Consider the following 14,964-nt stretch of genomic DNA (forward strand, 5'->3'; position numbering starts at 1 on the left):
CCTGAAGTCTGGATCCGACGATGCCGGAATCAGTATCGGAGATCACCAGGGCCCGTAGTCCGTTTCAGGGTATGGACATAGCATTCTGCCTTCATCAGGCGTCAGCCGTGGACCTATCCGGTGCCTCTTCCGCCAGCGGCAGGCTAAAATAGAAGGTGCTTCCCTTCCCCACCTGGCTCTCAAGCCATATTTGCCCGTTATGCTGCTCTAAAATCGCACGCACGATATAGAGACCAATGCCGAGACCCGGGTACGTACTCTCTTTGGGCCCCGTGACCTGATAGAAGCGCTCAAAAATACGCTCATGATACTTCTCTTCAATACCCGGCCCGAAATCCTGCACAGCGACTTCAACCCGCTCTTCATGGGTGCGAATACGCACCTGCACTACATCAGCATCAGGAGAATACTTGATCGCATTATTCAGCAAGTTGATAAGCACTTGCCCCAGACGGTCCCAATCTCCGTACACCTGAACAGGAGTTTCTACTTCCTCATAGACACAAAGACGATGGCTCGAGGTAGCCGCCTGGACGTTCTCTACCGTCTCATAGACCAGCTCTTTCAGATTGAGTATGGCTTTACGAAAGCTCAACGTCCCTTGCTGCATTTTCGAGACATCAAGCAAATCATTAATCAGTGCTGTGAGCTTCTTGACCTGTACATCCATTCTGTTTAGAAAAAGTAGCGTTCTGGGATCCTCCTGCTGCCGCATCTGTCTTTGCAAGATCTGGATAAAGCCTTTCAAGCTGGTCACCGGGGTCTTGAGCTCATGACTTGCCATAGAGATAAAGTTATCTTTGCGCTGTTCAAGCTCTCTTCGCTCCGAGACATCACGCGCAATCTTCGCTGCTCCGATAATATTTCCCTGCCTATCCTTGACAGGGGAAAAACTTAACGAGACGTAGATACGACTTCCATCTTTTCTTTGACGGACCGTTTCATAATGCTGTATTCGCTTTCCCTGCTTTATCTTATTGATAATTTCTATCTCTTCTCGGAGCAGCTCATCAGGAATAATGAGCGTGATATGCTTTCCAATAGCCTCATCCGCTGAATACCCGAACAGACGCTCCGCGGCGTTATTCCAACTCGTAATTGTGCCATCAAGCCTTTTACTGATAATCGCATCATCCGACGATACCACAATTGCAGCAAGCCTGAAGCGCTCCTCCTCTATGCGCTTCGTCTCAGAGATGTCACGGGCAATACAGGCGAAATTCTGCATAACTCCTGATTCTTTCTCTTTCAGGAAAAAGACGTTCCACAAAACAGGAATAGAAGCACCGGTCTGAAAGTGGCGGAAGGTTACTTCACCGCTCCATGAGCCGTCCTTATACAGAGCGGGGAAGATGTCCTTCATCACGCGCCTCTGTTCGTGCGGCGGGAAATAATCAAGCATGCTGGTTCTGCTGGCCTCCTCCTCGCTGCAAAGGCCGACAAGATCCCGACCAGCCTGATTGACAAAGAAGACCTGCTGATTCGCATCCGCAACCCCGATAAAGTCTGTACACTTCTCAAGGAGAGCAAAGACCCGCTCGCGATCCTCTTCGGCCTGTTTGCGGGCGGTAATATCTTTGATCTGCGCGACAAGATAAAGCGGTTTATCCTGCTTATCTCGCACCTGCACAACGCTCTCCTCAACCCAGACGAGACCTCGATCCTTTGTCAGGTAACGCTGCTCAAGGATGAAGTTCGAGCAGCGGTCAGCACAGAGGTCCTGTATCTGTCGCTCATAGCGGGGCCGATCAGCTTCATAGACAAGCGCGGCAGCTTGCATGTGAGAGATCTCTTGCGCTGTATAGCCAGTAATAGAGCAATAGGCAGGATTTACCTGTAAAATGTGGCCCGCAAGGTCTACAAACGCTATTCCCATCTGGGCCAGCGTAAACGCCATACGGAAATATCCTTCATTCGCGTTGAACGCTTCCTGTACCTCGCCCCTGGCAGCTTCAACGAGCCGGGCAAACAGCTCTTCAGAGGTTGGCAGCGGGCGTCCGCTCTCCTGCTGTGCGCTTCTGACTCCGAGGATAGACGCTCCCGCATCAGAGACCCTCTCTGAAGGCTGCACACGTGAGCCAGTATCATGCAAAACTCGTGCTTGCGGCTGGCCTGTTTTCATAAACAGCCCGCTCTCATCTCCCTGAGCCTGCCCTTGCAGTGTACAGGAACCCACCAGCAAAAAGGGAGGCGTGACATGATGCAGATCCTTCCAGATCTCTTCAACGTGCGTGGCGGCTGCTCGCTTCCCTTCTATGCGCAACAGATCAGCAGTTTCATCAAAGATACGAACAGAGTACTGATCGTCTGCGGCTTGCCAGATCAGACCCGCAACCTCTTCTCGAAAGCGCTGTGAATCCAGCGAGCCATCAACCATGCATTTCGCCAGGATGTCGATAGCATCACGCGCAATATAGCGGTCCTGCAAATCAGGGGCGGTTACATCCAGCCCCATTGACCGTAATCGTGCTTCCAGACCCTCCCTATGCGGCTTTGTTGCCAGAACAATACAGGAATCGCCCTTATGAAGACCAGCTCCCAGAAAGCCACTTACCGAGTCCTGCAAAACAGTATCCATTTCACAGAGAGATACAGGGAGTTCAGGAACAAGTGCCTTATGCCAGACCGGGTCCTGAGCCTGGCCGCTACTCACTCGCAATACCACCACAAAAGCCTCTGAACCGGTGGGAAGCAGCAAACTGGTGATGTTTCCCTCGAACTGATGTGGAACTCTATGCCGATCCAGGAGGCGACAGGCAAGGTTCAGGCGTTTTCCCTGAGCCTGCTGGATGGATATCAACACACGCTGCAAAATAGCACGGTCATCAGGATGAATGAGAGCTAACAGAGAACTACCTGCTATTTCGGCGGGGGACTTGCCCAGAAGTGGAATAGTAGAAAGACTGATAGAGGTTATTACTCCTTCTTTATCGAGTAATGCAGTGATCTCCCTTTCACCCTCACCATAAGCCGGAAAGCGTTGATTGTGCAATGGGGAAACTCCTTCCTGGTAATTATTTGGAGTGGAGGGCATATGTTTTGTTCCTGGCCTTCCTATTGAACCTTTCTTCTATTATATCATCCACGTATTTTGACAGACAAACAAAACCTCACACACCATAATGATATTGGTTCTATTGCTCATACGTGTGTACTGCAAACTTCAGATACACGTTCCTTTCAATATTCCGGGCTTCCTGATATGGCCTGGATGAAGCCGCGTTTCTCCATTTCCCTTACGAGGAACAACAGACCCGAACGTGATCGGAGGAGAAACGACAGGCAGAGATTCAGCCGTTCTCGTCCTCCTCTATCACATGCTATGAAACTTTTTTACCATCCTACGAAATTTTGGTCCCCGAAAATAACTGCCAGTTCCCTTTATGCCTCTCTCCGCACCAGGCTCTGCGGCAGCGTGGCGAATGAGAGAACCGAACAAAGCATACCACCATCGACACAGATCATCGCACCCCCCATAATCAGCGAGCAAGCTCGCCAGACTGGTACCGAACTGACAGCGGCGAGACAGGTGATATGGTGAGCCCAGGTACCGGCAGACCATTTTGCAACACACAGGAGAGAGAATGTAACACTTTCCAGACCCGATTGTTATACTACATGAGGTCGCCGAGACCATATATTCAGAATGAGGCCAATATGCAGGATACATTAGACAAAACCGAGGGGTCTCTTATCTCTGCCAGCTACCAGAAACATGCTACACGGTTGCTTGCCTACCTGAAACGTCATACGTCTTCCCAGGAGGATGCTGAAGACCTCCTCTATGACGTGTTTTATATGGCCATCAAACACGAGCAACAGTTCGCAGCGATGGACGAGGAGAAGCGCCGTTCCTGGCTCTGGACAGTCGCACACAATAAACTCATCAATTATTATCGACGTACCCAAAACCGGGATTTTGTCCCTTTAGATGATCTTGAGAGCATACGCGACAGCGAGCGGTATGAGCCCGAATACTCGTTCCTTCAGAATGAGGAGGAAGCAATCTTGCAGGAGTACCTGAAACAGCTACCAAAGGCGCAGCAGGAAGTACTCTATCTGCGCTTTACCAGTGGCTTGCGCTGCACCGAGATTGCCCGCATCCTGAAAAAACGCGAGGGAGCCATACGCGCAATGCTTTCCCGATCGCTTCGCGCTCTGCGAAGCATGTTTGAATCCCGGAAAGGAGATATATAATGGCAGAGAAGCAAGAGAAAGATTTTCGAGAGCAATATATAGATGAGGATATAGAGGCGCTGCTTGCTTCCTCAGATGATGCTTTTCTGCCCGATGCTTCACAGCAAGCCGCCCGACGTGCCGTTCAGGCCCTTGAGCGTCACTATACTCCTCAGCCTGACTATGCAGCACTTCAGCGTGTCTGGAAGCGGTTAGAACCACATACACACACCGCGACACAGGCCAAAACAGAAAAGGCTGCTTCAAAGCTTGTCATGTTCAAGCAGAAAAAGCATCAGAAACGTCCTGTTCTTCGTAGCGTCGCGTTACTCGCAGCCGTCCTCTGCATTACCGTGCTGGCCGGAAGTGGTATCATCCTCTTGCAGGCGCTCGCGCAGAAGAACACAACAACAACGACTACAACGCTCTCGACCCAATTCGCCTATACAAAAGGCAAGCTCTATGCGCTCGATGCGAAAACGCATAAGCCGCTCTGGAGCTTTGGAGGTTCCAACGCGGTTCTTTCGCTTGGTACACTCCACGGGGATACATATTATACCTACGCGACAGAGGATCAACAGTTGAGGTTGTTTGCTCTCGACGCAAAAAGCGGCTCTGTTCGCTGGAAAGCGCCTATCGATGATAAAGCAATCTCATACCTGACACAAAATTCAAAGCCTGTTATTACAGATAACGCTGTTTATGTTTCTTTCTCTCTTGGCACCACATTGTATATCAAAGCATATCAGGCACAGAATGGTGACAGTCTCTGGACGCATGCAGAGCCCTTGCCGCAATCAAAGACCATCGAAAATCAGAGTAGTTCTTACCTGGCAGCAGCTACCGCGAACCAGATCTATCTTATTCTGACAACAAGCGATAAATCGGTTATCGTTACCCTGAACGAGAAGGGGAAGGAAGTCGGACAAGCTACATACTCTGCGGCTTTCCATGAAGGAGCCATCTTCGCGCAGAATAAGCTGTATATGATAGGCACCGCGCCTGAGAATACGGATCAGCTTTTCAGCTATGATCTGGCTACCAGGAAAATGACTGTATACCAGTTGGCGGGTGTGACAAATGAAAGCGCTTTGCAGTATCAGGATGGAGTGCTCTACTTCAGCGCTTCGGCCCGGAACACCAGTGCGCTGTATGCCTACTCGGTGCAGGATGGGCGAAAACTCTGGGAGCAGCCATTGTCGAGCCCGGCGCCATACCTGTATGTAGCAGGCAAGCACCTGTATACCCTTAACTACCATACCAGAGAGGGATACAGTGTCACTGCGTACAACACCCAGAACGGCGCTTATGAGTGGAAATCATCCTTCTACGAACAGGACAGCCTACCTCCACAGCCGGTTGCTGATGAAAATGTCGTCTACATCGGGCTTTCTCAGAATCGAGTGCTGATGTTACAGGTGAAAGATGGTAAAACGCTTGGCACCTTTACCATTCCCTCATCTGAACAAGTAAAGGATCCGAACGACCAGGTCTTAATGCAGCTCTATAGCAAATAATCGGGCCATTAGACTCCGGTTGCAGAGAGGTACTGCCTCTCTGCGCCGGGCTCCAGCCCGGGTCATTCTTCGTTCTGTGCAGGAAATCAAAACGTATGGAAAGGCGTTTCTTCGTGGCTTCACTCTTTCTCTTATGCCTTGTGCTGGTGCTGGTGACGGCGTGGCAATTCGCCCTGTACGCCTCTCTTCTAAATGCTGGCCCGATGCATATACAACCCAAAAATCATGCTATACCTGAAAGTATTCGTTCTGTTTCTATGAAAAATCCAATGTATACATCCTGTCGAGTCCTCGTACAGTCGAACGTATGTATATATGTATAGCGTTCTTCAAAGCAGGAAGGAACTGGCTCACGTCAATGCACTATACACAAAATCCTTCAAACATCCATACACAACCACTCATTCAGCCTTATCAAGGAGGGCATCATTCCATTCTCCAGATCTTTCTGAATAAGCAGAAGAGCCTCTTGCTTGTGACCATTGCGTCACTCTATGTGGTTTTTCTCATCATTCATTCACTGCAAAGGCTCCTTCTTCCGCAACGTGATGGCATTCTTGCTCTGGGTGCAATCTTCTCTCCTTACCTGTTTGTCCCGTTATTGATTTTCCTCCCTTTCTGTTTTCTGCGCTATCGCGGCTTACTACGCATCGTACTGGTCATAGGGGCGCTCCTCTTCGGCCTCAACTTTCCGCCAGCCATCGCGTTCCCTCAGAGTGCGCCAGCCGACGCCTCTCACTTCACTGCGATGACCTGGAATGCCTATATGGATAATGACGACTCTCAAGCGCTCTATCGTGCCCTCAAGGAGAAGCATCCAGACATCGTCACCCTGCAAGAGGTCAACAACGAGGAGATTTTCAACGCAGAGGACCTGATAAAGAGCTACCCTTATCACTTCTATCATGAGGGTCCCGATTTCCCGACCGCGGAAGTCTTCCTTAGCAAATACCCGGTCCTTCAAACCGGCGTGCTCGAAGACGAAGACGGGCACACCTGGGACATTCCGCGCGTCTTCTGGGCAAAGCTCGACCTCGGGCACGACAAAACCTTGCTTGTCATCAATGCGCACACCCTCTCGGCTGTCAATACAACGTACAATTGCCTTTTTTGTCCTGAGCTGCGTGACAAGCAGATCCACGCAATCAGCCAGTTCGTCACGTCCGTACTCCAAAAAGGCGAAAACGTGCTTCTTATGGGAGATCTGAACGTTACTGACCGTGAAGTCGCGTATAAAGAGCTTTCACAGCAGCTTCGCGACACGCACCTGCTGGCCGGAAATGGGCCCGGGCACACCTGGGGGCGTATCGAGCTCAACCCGCTCTGGGCAATCATCCGTATTGACTATATGTTTATCAGCACATCCATCACGCCGCTCTCGCAGACAACGGATTGCAGTAAGCATGGCAGTGATCACTGTATCGTCACAGGAGAATTTTCCCTCTCTTAACGCCACCTCCCCCCTGCTGAGAGGCCTGTCCTGCCCCTGGGACAGGCCTCACCCCTCAGAAGCATCCCTCAAGAGCAAGATCTGCGCGCCTCCATCCCTTTAGAAAGAAAGCGCTCCGCTCACGGCTCTCTGTATCGCCCCTGAACCGAGGAGCACGAGGAAAGCACCAGGCGCTAGCTCCGCTTCTGACAGACATAGATCATATAGGGAGACGTAGCGGTCAAAGGCTCTTTCTGCCAGTTCCCATAACAGGACGAACTTGTGTCGCGTCCTCAAAAGTTGTATTTTCTCCAGAGCTGGCAAAAAACCATATTTTCCCTCTATGGCGGACAGAGTCGCGCGGGTGGGGAGCAACTCTTTCCCCTGTGCTCTCCCTCACCTCACGCAGCGAGTTGCTCCCACTTTTTTTCAAGTCATAGATCCTCCTTCAGCTTCAAGTCCCAGAAACCGCCCCGTACCATTTCCGCCATCCCATTGACTTCCATATAGCCGGGAAGAGCAGCTATAATAGGGAGGGAAGCAAAGCATTTCACCCTTCCCTCGGCCATCTTTTCAGCAGAAAGCGAGTTGTTCTCAATGACAAATTTTTCTTCGCAGCAGGCTTCAAAAGAAAAACTCGTCGCTCCGCGCCTTCTTCGTTCCAGTCAGGACCTCGGATGGGAAGGTCTGGCCGCGTATGCGTACGACGAGCCAGAGGAGTTTGAGAACCAGTCCTTATTTAAACTCTCACTTGAGCCGTATATCCCGCTGGTCATGCTTGTAGGCGGCGCCATGTATATAGAACAACATCTCGCCAATGGTTCGTGGATCGGCAATCGCTTGCACTCAGAAGAGTGTATCTTGATGACGAACGAGGAAACCTTCAATGCTACTCGCTGGAAAGCGCTTTCCCCCGAACCCATGCAAACCTTACATCTTCATCTCAGCAAAGCGCTTCTGACACAGATTATTGCCGAGGAGATGGAAGCCGATCCCGCTCACATCCAACTTGTAGGAGGTATTGGCATACAGGACCCACTTCTCGCCCAAATCGGTCTGACTTTGTGGCGTGAGCTTGAACAGCAGTCACCCTCTGGGAAGCTCTATGCACAGGCAGCCGCGCAGTTGCTTGCTGTGCACCTCCTACGGCATTACGCCAGCACCTCCATCAAAATCAAAGACACTTCGACACACAAGCTCACTGCTCAGCAATTAAGGCGTGTTACAAACCTCATCAACGAATGCCTTCATCAGGATCTTTCCCTCGAAGCTCTGGCAGAACAGACAGGTTTCAGCCCTTCCCATTTTTCCCGCCTCTTCCGCCAGACAACCGGGAAGACTCCACACCAATTTGTGCTGGATCAACGCGTCAAAAAAGCGCAACAGTTGCTTCAAAGGACTGATCTTCCTCTTGCTCATATAGCGCTAGAGAGTGGCTTTGCAAATCAGAGCCATCTCACCCGGGTGTTTCAGCGCTATCTTGGCCTGACACCGCGAACCTACCGCTTGAATACAAGGAACAGAGCATGTTTTTATTATAATTCGCAAAATTAGACAAGATTGCTTGCTCATCTGCGCTGTACCATATCCCCATAGATATTGGCTAGCATCTCATTTTCCAGAAAGGAACATCTATGGGTAACGATACACCTGCTATTCGCCGAACTTTCCGTATCTGCATTGACGTTGAGGCAGACATCCAGGCAGAACCTGAAAAAGTGCCGGGCGATTATCAGGAGCAGGTGCGCTTCCATCAGGCGTTAATCCAGCGGCTGCTTGAGCACCCGGCGCAACTGGAACGTTTGCTCTCCATCTACGCCATACATTCGCTTAAGAACGCCGGACAGATACTGCGCGAGAAGTACGTGCAGCCCTATTCTGAACAACAGTTGCTTCAATCGATCATCGGGACACTTGAGCCCGCTGCCCGGCAGCACTTTACGGAAGAGTTTGAGGATAATGTCTCTGTCTATCTCTTCAATGGTTGTCAGGCAAACATCAAGCAAGTCAACATGACAACGATTGAGCAGGAAGCCTGACCCTTGGATCAGGCTACACTGGTTCCGATTCTTCTTAACATCCCGCTCGGGAAATGCACACCCTTCAACAGGACGGTGTTACTCGGGCTCACCCGCGTAGCACCGCCTTCCTCAAAACGCCTCCGTTGTACCCTGTTTAACGGATCCGGTGAGCGCCCATTGAACGAAAAGGAGACAGCCGTTCATCTTCTCCGGAATGACTGCTTGCAGGTGGAGAAAAGCAAAATAGGAGAAGCCTTTTCCCATTGTTCATGCTATGCTGAGACAACAGTCACGCATGAATGCTTTCAGACTGAAGACAGTTGAACCCTGCTGAGAAGACAACCGCCGGGGGTTCGCGTATGAATTTCAGGTATAGAAGGAGCGGCAGCATGAGTATTATCACCGAGGCAAGAGCGTCGGACTCACCTTATGTAGAAACGATTATACGCGGTCGAACGGCGAGCGCCGGTTCTCCTCTCCGTCCAGCCGAATTCTGTTGGCATATGGTCTTACGGAGACTGAATAACAAGACCGATCTCTTGCTTGTCGGCCCCTGGACGAGTGCTGGCATGATCTCTTACACCGAAGGCGTAGAACTTCTCTGGATCAAGTTCAAGCCCGGTACCTTTCTGCCTCACCTGCCTACCAGACACTTGCTGGATCGAGAGACGATCCTACCCGGCGCGGCAAAGCAGTCCTTCTGGCTCAGCGGTTCCGCGTGGCAATTCCCCGATTATGAAAATGCAGACACGTTTGTAGACAGGCTTGCGCGTGCCGGTATCCTGACAAGTGATCCTGTTGTGGAGGCGGCGCTGCAAGGTCACCTCAAAGACGTGCCATCTCGCACGGTACGCCATCGCTTCAAGCACGCGACAGGCTTGACGCAGAGCTCTATTCTGCAAATGCAACGCGCCCAATATGCACAAGCCCTTTTACAGCGAGGAGTTTCGATCCTCGACACTGTTGATGAGGCTGGCTATTTCGATCAGCCGCACCTGACCAGATCGCTGAAGCATTTTACCGGCTATACGCCCGCTCAAATCATCCACATGAGTCGGCCTGAAACCCTTGCCATTTGATACAAGACGACTCCCCTGTGCTTGCAGTAGTATAGAGGTGCTCTCACAAAACCCGAGCGGTCAAAGGCGCATTCCGCTAAAAAAGAGCATCTCAATGCTGCGGAACGGTTTTGTTATAGAGCCAGGAATTGACATATTCAGACTGTGTGGTTCACCTTTCTAGTATGTTCCATGAAATAGCACAAAGGAGCCAGAAGACCGATGGATATGAAACTTGAACTGGTGCCGGTTCCCGTCTCTGATGTTGACCGTGCCAAACGCTTTTATGTTGAACAGGTTGGATTTCATGCGGACCATGATGTCCAGCCCGGAAACGGAATGAGAGTGGTTCAACTTACGCCACCCGGATCGGCCTGTTCAATCGTCATTGGGACCGGGATGGGCGAGATCTCTGAAATGCAACCAGGAACGGTCAAGGGGCTACATCTGGTTGTAGCAGATATCCATGAGGCCCGGGAAACGCTTGTGAGCAGGGGTGTTACAGTGAGTGAGATTGACGATCTGGGAGGCATAAAGTACGCCTACTTCAGTGATCCTGATGGCAACAGTTGGGCATTGCAGGAACTGCCAGATCATCGATGATTGCGATTTTCAGCCGGTTGCCTTTCGCAACGCTTGCAGGTTTTCAGGCGTTCGGCTTTGTCCGGAAGAGTACAAGAGCCGTACTACTGAATACCGCAACAGCATGGGAGATGTACGACAGGACAAACATCTTCTAACAGACATCACCAAGCCGGTAGCGCTGAGCGGCTACCGGTCGATTTTTTGTTGCTCTACGACACGCGCCAGAACTGCCACCATTTGCGCACCTGGCTGGAGGGCACATAGCGATCCTTCTGCCAGGTCCAGCCGACAGGGCGCGGCGAAACCAGTGGCACAAAGTGAAGCGTCCCCTTAAAAACATCTTCAATTTCCTGCTTGGTTCTTCCCTGCTGCTTTGTAACCATGAGGAGATCACCCCAAACACTTGCATCTCGATAGGTGCCAGTAGGAGCGATGAGACGGGCCTTCTCCCCCATCTGATCGAGAAGATCTTGCTCAATATGATCCTGGGAAAAAGCACAACCAAAGATCATTCTATCAAAGGGGGCATACTGTGGCAGGCCTTCAGCGGCATCGCCCTGCATAATGGTCACATTCTCAATGCCGAGTTTCGCCAAACGATCCTTCGCAAACTCGACGCGTTTGGGATCACGCTCTACTGAGTAAACGTGCTTGCATAAGCGGGCCATGATGGCGGTTTGATACCCTGTCCCGGTGCCACCCTCAAAGACGGTTACATGCTCATTGAGAAAGAGTAAAGCAACCATCATGAAAATCACACCCGGCTGGCTCAGCAGGCCAGCACACCCTTCATTGGTATGGACACGATCCAGAAACTGCTCATGAAGATATTCCGGGACAAAAAATGCTCTGTCCAATTGTTCAAACTGCTCAACAAGCTTCTGTGGATAAGGATGAAATCGCTGAGCACGCTCTTTTACAATGTCCACAAACGGCCTTGAGTGATTGGTAGGTTGGAAATCCGTCATGCGGTTGCCTCCTTCAGCCATAACGAGAGAGAAGAATGCTCGCTTCTCCTCTCTCTAGTATACCCGTTAATAATTTTCATAAGGGTCAAAAGTATCATAGTCTCGGTCACCTGCACCTACTTCACCATCATCCCGGCCAGGACTCCTATAGGGCCGGTATTCTATTCCATCGTACATCGATGATATGGGGTCATCGTCACTGCTACCGCCACCTCCGCCACCGCCACCAGAGATCTCCTCGCCATTCTGCGCCACCAACAAGCCCGCACCGTCGCATAGAGCAGCATAGCCCCTGCTGGCACCTGAGGCGAAAACCGGCGACGACCAGCCGCCGTCACTTCTGGCCTTCGCTCTTTCGTGAAGGTATGCAGAAACGCGTTCACGCACACGACCAGGCCGATACCAACGATAAGCGCGACGAATTTGCGAGCTGGTGACCAATCAGGACGGCCAACCTCACGAAGCCGCCCGAAGAGATACCGACCAGCCGCGAAAAAGCCCTGTTCACGGAGCTACTCAAACGTCTCATGCGAAACGGACGGGCTGCCCCACGTCTCAGGAACCCGGTTTGCCTCATACAATGCCTGCAACCAGTCAGCGACTTTCATTCTCATCCTTTGAAGCATGCTCTGGACCCTCCCTGTCCTGTATGGGTGTCTCTTGAGAACACTTGACGATCACATGATCGTGCCCGGATCGAGGAAACAGCCTTTCCGCGTATGCTACACTATGGACCAGCAATCCCGGCGAAACAGCGCTTCACTCAGGTGATTGTTCTTGCTCCTGCTCGTCGAGAACGCCAAGCGCCCAGAGTATCGCGATGGCAACCTGACGAGCACTCAGTGTGACAAGCAGATGGGCAAGCACCGCTGTGAGAGACCAGTCAGCCGACGAGACATCGGCAAGGAGCCCGACGACAACCCGTTTCTGTTGCTCTGGCTTCAGTTGCTTGACCGCTTGGAGAAGCTGATCCAGACGATATTCTGGAATGCGCCGAGGATGCTGATCCGGGATTCTCCGAAAATCGTCGCTCACGACCTCCGCACCACACTTCTGGCACTTGTAGATGTCCAGATGCCCCCGTAAGAACCAGTACTGGCACGGCCCGTGACACGTCGGCTCAAAGCCAAAGCCGTGCTGATCCACCAGCGCAAAAATCGCGTCGTTGCTCAAAGCGCTTCTGCTCGTCTTCTTCATCTCTCTCCCCCCTTCTCGATGGATCTCAGCATCTCCTTATCTTGTTGCCGATATCCGATCCGTTCGAGGAACTCCCCGAGAAGCTGGTTGCCTTTCAGGAGCTGGATTCTGCACTCAAAATAGGCAGGATCATTTGCCGCCTCCAAAAACACGCGACGCGCTTCCTGAGGATCAGATCCACTGTACAGCGTCCGGTTTCCTGCGTTGATTGTGTAGTCCATTTTTCTAGCCTCCAATGTAGCGTACTTCAGAGTATAAGATCATGACGATAGGCTATATGGTCCTCAGCAGCAGTTTTCTTTGTTTGAAAAGCTATTAAAAGAATATAATAGAGTAGAAAAATGTAAATGGTAAAATATCATTATTCAAGTCAGGACTTGAGCGGAGGAGGATATGAATAGTTTGTATTGGGGCGAAGGAGGCCGATTCGGACCATTTGATGAACAAGAGGATGGTTGGCCCAATGCTGGACAGGTAATGCGGTATTTCAGAGAAAAGAGTAATTTGAGCGCGGAAACATTTGCACTACTCTATAGTAAGGAATTGGAGAAGGCTGGAAAGCAGAATAAGCGAGGCCAGGTTACAGCTACCTGGATTCTCAATATGGAGAAACAGAATCTTATTCCTTTAGATATGGAACGAAGGCGTATTATTGCCCGTTTATTACATATCCCTCCTGTTCTATTAGGGCTTGCCACACTCGAAGCCGTAACGATCCAATCGAGAAAGAAGAAACCAATGGGAACCTTACAAAAAGTCACAATCGATCTCGCCAAACATCAAAAAAGTATTCGAGATGCACTACATATTCACCGAACGAGTAGTGCAAAGAATCTGATGCAGGATGTTGAGCGGGATATTTGGACGCTCAAAGACATCGAAGCTCAGGTGAGGGGTGACCTGCTCTACCAGATCCAGGAGCTTCTATTGAGCAACTTCTTGCTGGCAACCAGAATTATGAAGGATCAGCGCAATTACCCGGCTGCATATCGCTCTGCAAATGAAGCGGTGCGTGTCGCGAGACAGACGCAAGATAATGACTTGATCGCGACAGCGCTCTACACAAGGGGCTGCATCAAGGCAGAATGGGCCCGCCGAGGAACGGTCTTCAATGGAATGTTTCAACTGGATACCGGTAAGATGAAAAGCGCCGCGAAGGATTTTCAAGGTGTGCTTCAACTCGAACAAGAAACATCTATCCATCCTCAACTTGCAGGATTTACCAGACTCCAATTGAGCCGTGCGCTGGCAATGCTAAAATTAGGGCCGCGTGATGCCAAAGTTGCTCAGGCGCTAACAATGGTAGATGATGCGGCTGATGCTATTGACGCTGATCCCGTAGAAGACTTCTACATCAGGGCTTTAATTACTGGCACATTAACGGGTTTACATGCCGGTGGTTATCATCTGGGAAGGTCCGAAACACTCAACGCAGCAGGTCTTCCCGGGCAGGCACTGGCAGAACTCAATCAGGTACGGCAGCTACGACAAGGAAAGACCTATTCAGGAGACGAGACACGCTATCAGGCCTGGTTTGACCTCTTAATGTCCGAGACATATATGAATCTTGGAGACTATCCAGAGGCTACTGCGAGAGCGAAGAACGCATTGGTAACTTTCCACCAGATTCATTCACCCCGCAATATGGCATCTATCAAGGATATTCAGAGTAGACTGGCATTGAGCTCATATGGCACGTCTATCGATGTAAAGGAGCTTAATGACATGCTCCAGGAATGGTATAAGCCAGAATAAAGCAAAGATCTGTAGCGTATCTGGGATGTGGGTCGCATAAAGCTGGCACTGTTACTTCGTTTCCTTTAGAAGACTGCTGATCAGCATCAGCGACCCGCTTCCTGGGTGTCAGATCCGTTGTACAGAGTAAAGCGCTGGCAAAGTGGTAAGCTACATCGCACCACCAGATCTTGCGCAGCTCGTGCATTGCACCCGCAAGGAGACGCAAAGAAACGAGATTCGTCGGGAACCGGTTTCCCTCTGCTTCACTCATTCCTG

Annotated in this window: 14 protein-coding genes; 8 read left to right on the forward strand and 6 right to left on the reverse strand. The window is 50.9% G+C overall.

Annotated elements, in window-relative coordinates; all coding sequences use genetic code 11:
• Window positions 1–94: 94 nt before the first annotated feature.
• Window positions 95–2,992 (reverse strand): PAS domain S-box protein, encoded by a 2,898-nt coding sequence (locus tag EI42_RS15695; protein WP_170142662.1) that lies wholly within the window; start codon window positions 2,990–2,992, stop codon window positions 95–97.
• 665 nt (window positions 2,993–3,657) lie between these two features.
• Between EI42_RS15695 and EI42_RS15700 the strand changes: the two genes are divergently transcribed.
• The 7 genes from EI42_RS15700 to EI42_RS15735 all read left to right on the forward strand — a co-directional run bounded on the left by EI42_RS15700 (window position 3,658) and on the right by EI42_RS15735 (window position 10,804).
• The gene (locus tag EI42_RS15700) at window positions 3,658–4,197 is read left to right on the forward strand and encodes an RNA polymerase sigma factor (protein ID WP_170142663.1); all 540 of its coding nucleotides are present in this window, start codon (window positions 3,658–3,660) and stop codon (window positions 4,195–4,197) included.
• Window positions 4,197–5,693 carry an outer membrane protein assembly factor BamB family protein gene (locus tag EI42_RS15705; protein WP_111323570.1) on the forward strand — a complete coding sequence of 499 codons (1,497 nt, stop codon included), beginning with the start codon at window positions 4,197–4,199 and terminating at the stop codon, window positions 5,691–5,693. Before EI42_RS15700 ends, EI42_RS15705 begins: the two co-directional genes overlap by 1 nt.
• 358 nt (window positions 5,694–6,051) lie before the next feature.
• Entirely contained in the window at window positions 6,052–7,143 is a 1,092-nt protein-coding gene (locus EI42_RS15710) for an endonuclease/exonuclease/phosphatase family protein (RefSeq protein WP_170142664.1), read from the forward strand.
• 576 nt (window positions 7,144–7,719) lie between these two features.
• Entirely contained in the window at window positions 7,720–8,676 is a 957-nt protein-coding gene (locus tag EI42_RS15720) for an AraC family transcriptional regulator (protein ID WP_111323573.1), read from the forward strand.
• Window positions 8,677–8,756: 80 nt separating this feature from the next.
• Window positions 8,757–9,161 (forward strand): hypothetical protein, encoded by a 405-nt coding sequence (locus EI42_RS15725; RefSeq protein WP_111323574.1) that lies wholly within the window; start codon window positions 8,757–8,759, stop codon window positions 9,159–9,161.
• A gap of 371 nt (window positions 9,162–9,532) precedes the next feature.
• Window positions 9,533–10,222, forward strand: a complete 690-nt coding sequence (locus tag EI42_RS15730; protein WP_170142665.1) for a helix-turn-helix domain-containing protein — start codon at window positions 9,533–9,535, stop codon at window positions 10,220–10,222.
• A 201-nt stretch (window positions 10,223–10,423) separates the two neighbouring features.
• The gene (locus EI42_RS15735) at window positions 10,424–10,804 is read left to right on the forward strand and encodes a VOC family protein (protein WP_111323576.1); all 381 of its coding nucleotides are present in this window, start codon (window positions 10,424–10,426) and stop codon (window positions 10,802–10,804) included.
• Window positions 10,805–10,995: 191 nt separating this feature from the next.
• Here EI42_RS15735 and EI42_RS15740 read toward each other — a convergent pair whose 3' ends face one another.
• The 4 genes from EI42_RS15740 to EI42_RS15750 all read right to left on the reverse strand — a co-directional run bounded on the left by EI42_RS15740 (window position 10,996) and on the right by EI42_RS15750 (window position 13,172).
• Window positions 10,996–11,754 carry a protein-L-isoaspartate O-methyltransferase family protein gene (locus tag EI42_RS15740; RefSeq protein ID WP_170142666.1) on the reverse strand — a complete coding sequence of 253 codons (759 nt, stop codon included), beginning with the start codon at window positions 11,752–11,754 and terminating at the stop codon, window positions 10,996–10,998.
• Window positions 11,755–11,820: 66 nt separating this feature from the next.
• Entirely contained in the window at window positions 11,821–12,195 is a 375-nt protein-coding gene (locus tag EI42_RS31950) for a hypothetical protein (RefSeq protein ID WP_137685996.1), read from the reverse strand.
• A gap of 318 nt (window positions 12,196–12,513) precedes the next feature.
• Window positions 12,514–12,951, reverse strand: coding sequence for a hypothetical protein (locus tag EI42_RS15745; RefSeq protein ID WP_111323578.1), 438 nt, complete (start codon window positions 12,949–12,951; stop codon window positions 12,514–12,516).
• Window positions 12,948–13,172: a hypothetical protein gene (locus EI42_RS15750; protein WP_111323579.1), complete on the reverse strand. Its 225-nt coding sequence runs from the start codon at window positions 13,170–13,172 to the stop codon at window positions 12,948–12,950. Before EI42_RS15750 ends, EI42_RS15745 begins: the two co-directional genes overlap by 4 nt.
• A gap of 172 nt (window positions 13,173–13,344) precedes the next feature.
• Between EI42_RS15750 and EI42_RS15755 the strand changes: the two genes are divergently transcribed.
• Window positions 13,345–14,706, forward strand: a complete 1,362-nt coding sequence (locus EI42_RS15755; RefSeq protein ID WP_111323580.1) for a hypothetical protein — start codon at window positions 13,345–13,347, stop codon at window positions 14,704–14,706.
• Here the strand turns inward: EI42_RS15755 and EI42_RS33315 are convergent.
• Entirely contained in the window at window positions 14,669–14,959 is a 291-nt protein-coding gene (locus EI42_RS33315) for a hypothetical protein (RefSeq protein WP_211326197.1), read from the reverse strand. The genes EI42_RS15755 and EI42_RS33315 overlap by 38 nt on opposite strands.
• Window positions 14,960–14,964: the final 5 nt, after the last annotated feature.

Source organism: Thermosporothrix hazakensis (assembly GCF_003253565.1).
GTDB lineage: Bacteria > Chloroflexota > Ktedonobacteria > Ktedonobacterales > Ktedonobacteraceae > Thermosporothrix > Thermosporothrix hazakensis.